We start from the raw sequence: 3000 nt of genomic DNA, 5'->3' as shown, positions 1-3000 counted from the left end.
ACCCGGTTCGCGGGCCGCACAGGCAAGGTCTGCGGGCAGAGGCTGACAGCGCTTCCAGGCGCGGTCATAGCTGCAAAACATTAGAGGAGTAAGAGGGGGGAGGATCAGAAGCGGCTCTCTGGAGGCGGGCCAGGAATGACTTTGGGTTGGGGCGGACAGCACAAAGGTAAGTTTGTCATGAACGCATATCCGAACGACACCTCCACCGCGGCTGCTTGCAGCATGCCGCGCGCGAATTCGAATAGGTCGAAGACGCTTAAGCTCTGGCTCGCCGGCGCGCTGGTTGCGGCCGCGGCCGCCATTGTGGCACCACCCCATTCGGTGCATGCCGAGGAGATGCAGAGCGCGCCGTCCTTCGTCGACAATTTTTCGAATTTCGACCGTTCGCGCTGGTTCGTCTCCGACGGCTGGAGCAACGGCAATCATCAGAACTGCACATGGTCGAAGGACCTTGTCCGGCTTTCGGACGGCGTGCTGTCGCTGAGCTTCGAAAAGCGCAAGCTGAAGGATCGCGACTTCGCCTGCGCCGAGGTCCAGACCAAGCAGCGCTATGGCTACGGCGTCTATGAGGCGCGGATGAAGACCGATACCGGATCCGGCCTCAATGCCGCCTTTTTCACCTATATCGGACCGCAGGACAAAAAGCCCTGGGACGAGATCGACTTCGAGGTCCTCACCAAGGACCCGACCAAAGTCCAGGTGAACAGCTACATCCAAGGCAAGCCGAAGAACGGCAAGCTGGTCGACGTCGAAGGCGGCGCCGATAAGGGCTTCAACGACTATGGGTTCGTCTGGGAGAAGGACCGGCTGCGCTGGTATGTCAACGGCAAGCTGGTCAACGAGGTGACCAACCCGGACGAATTGCCGACCAATCCGCAAAAAATATTCTTCAGCTTGTGGGGCAGCGACAAGCTGACCAACTGGATGGGCGCCTTTGCCGATCCCGGCCGCAAGGTGACCATGCAGGTCAAGCGCATCGCTTTCACAGCGCTCGGCCAGCCGTGCCAGTTCCCGGAGTCGCTGGCATGCACCATAACCAACAGCAACTAGGCATGTCCCCCAAAGTAGGAACTGGTTTTGGGATGCGGATCATGCCGAATATCTAGGCCTCATGGGCCTGGGGGACATCTTAACTGGCCGGGCCGTTTTGCGGCCCGGCCTTAAACAGGAATAGAACCAAATGAATTTGACGGTGTTTGGAATTGGCTATGTCGGTCTCGTCCAGGCCGCGGTGCTTGCGGAAGTCGGGCACGAGGTGGTGTGCGTCGACATCGACGAAGCGAAGGTGGAGCGGCTCAACCAGGGTTTCATCCCGATTTTCGAGCCAGGACTGGAAGCTCTCGTCAAGGAGAACCACGCCGCCGGCCGCATCCGCTTCACGACCGACGCGGCCGCGGCGGTCAAGCATGGCCAGATCCAGATGATCGCGGTCGGCACGCCCCCTGGCGAGGATGGCTCGGCCGACCTGAAGTACGTGCTTGCCGTCGCCGAGGCCATCGGCCGCGAGATGGACGCGCCCAAGATTGTCGTCGGCAAGTCCACCGTGCCGGTCGGCACCTGCGAGAAGATCAAGGAAAGGGTCGCCCAGACGCTGAAGGCGCGCGGCCGCGAGGACCTGACCTTCGACGTGGCTTCGAATCCGGAATTCCTCAAGGAAGGCTCGGCGGTCGCCGACTGCATGAAGCCGGACCGCATCATCGTCGGGACGTCGAGCGAGGCCACCGAGGCGGTGATGCGCGAGCTTTACGCGCCGTTCAATCGCAACCACGAGAAGATGATCGTGATGGATGTCCGCAGCGCCGAGTTCACAAAGTATGCGGCCAACTGCATGCTGGCGACCAAGATCAGCTTCATGAACGAGATGGCGAACCTCGCCGAGCAATTGGGCGCCGACATAGAGGAGGTGCGCAAGGGCATCGGCAGCGATCCGCGCATCGGCTACCATTTCATCTATCCCGGCCTGGGCTATGGCGGCTCCTGCTTCCCCAAGGATGTACGCGCGCTGATCAAGACCGCCGAGGGCGTCAAGTTCGACGCCAAGCTGCTGCGCGCCGTCGAAGAGCGCAATAACGCGCAGAAATCGGTGCTGTTCGACAAGGTCAACCGCTATTTCCAGGGCGCCCTCAAGGGCAAGACGTTTGCGCTGTGGGGCCTGGCCTTCAAGCCGAACACCGACGACATGCGCGAGGCTCCGTCGCGCACGCTGATGGAGGCGCTTTGGGCCGCCGGCGCCAAGGTGCAGGCTTACGATCCGGAGGCCATGCAGGAGTGCCAGGCCATCTACGGCCAGCGCGAGGACCTTCTCTTGTGCGGCACCAAGGAAGCGGCCCTGCGCGGCGCCGACGCGCTTCTCATCTGCACCGAATGGAAGAGCTTCAGGGCTCCCTCCTTCGACGCGCTCAAGGACGCGCTGTCGACACCGGTCATCTTCGACGGCCGCAACCTCTACGACCCGAGGGTCATCGCCCGCTACGGCATCGAATACCACTCGATCGGCAGGATGGCGGCATGACAGTGTTCGCCGCCACCTTCCCGCCGCATGGCTCCGGCGAACGACAGTGGGACCGACAATGATGGGGTGCCGAATGATCGTGCGCGTTTCGGGAGATTCGATCTGATGGTGATGGACGTTCAGCCCGAACAGATCGCCAACGAGCATTTCGACCTCGTCGTCATCGGTTCCGGGTTTGGTTCAGCCTTTTTCCTGCATGAGTTCCTGAAGCGGCGCAAAGCCCGGGTCCTGGTGCTGGAATGGGGCCGCCACAACACGCATGAATGGCAGCTTGACCAGAACGCCAACACCGACATAGACGACGAGAGCACTTATAAGACCGACAATGCCGACAAGCCGTGGAACTACACGATCGGCCTCGGCGGTGGCACCAACTGCTGGTTCGCGCAGACGCCGCGTTTCCATCCCAACGACTTCAGGCTGAAGAGCACATACGGCGTCGGCAACGACTGGCCGATCAGCTATGACGAGCTGGAGCCGTTCTACTG

General features: G+C 61.4%; 2 protein-coding genes and 1 pseudogene. All 3 read left to right on the top strand.

The genetic code is table 11. The features are described 5' to 3' along the window. Window positions 1-177: 177 nt before the first annotated feature. Window positions 178-1050 (top strand): glycoside hydrolase family 16 protein, encoded by an 873-nt coding sequence (locus tag EOA60_RS26360; protein WP_095824328.1) that lies wholly within the window; start codon window positions 178-180, stop codon window positions 1048-1050. Between the two features lie 130 nt (window positions 1051-1180). Then, a complete protein-coding gene (locus EOA60_RS26355) occupies window positions 1181-2512 on the top strand; it encodes a UDP-glucose/GDP-mannose dehydrogenase family protein (RefSeq protein WP_095824327.1) in 1332 nt (443 codons plus the stop codon). Between the two features lie 105 nt (window positions 2513-2617). Then, a pseudogene (locus tag EOA60_RS26350) lies at window positions 2618-3000 on the top strand (GMC family oxidoreductase); the annotation flags it as partial.

The organism is Mesorhizobium sp. M1A.F.Ca.IN.020.06.1.1, assembly GCF_004023265.1.
GTDB lineage: Bacteria > Pseudomonadota > Alphaproteobacteria > Rhizobiales > Rhizobiaceae > Mesorhizobium.
The sequence above is the reverse complement of the archived record's forward strand: the minus strand, read 5'-3'. Positions and strand labels throughout refer to the sequence as shown.

Excerpts from the sequence above, each read along its gene's own strand:
- EOA60_RS26360 (WP_095824328.1), top strand. The coding sequence starts at position 178 with ATGAACGCATATCCGAACGACACCTCCACCGCGGCTGCTTGCAGCATG.
- EOA60_RS26355 (WP_095824327.1), top strand. The coding sequence starts at position 1,181 with ATGAATTTGACGGTGTTTGGAATTGGCTATGTCGGTCTCGTCCAGGCC.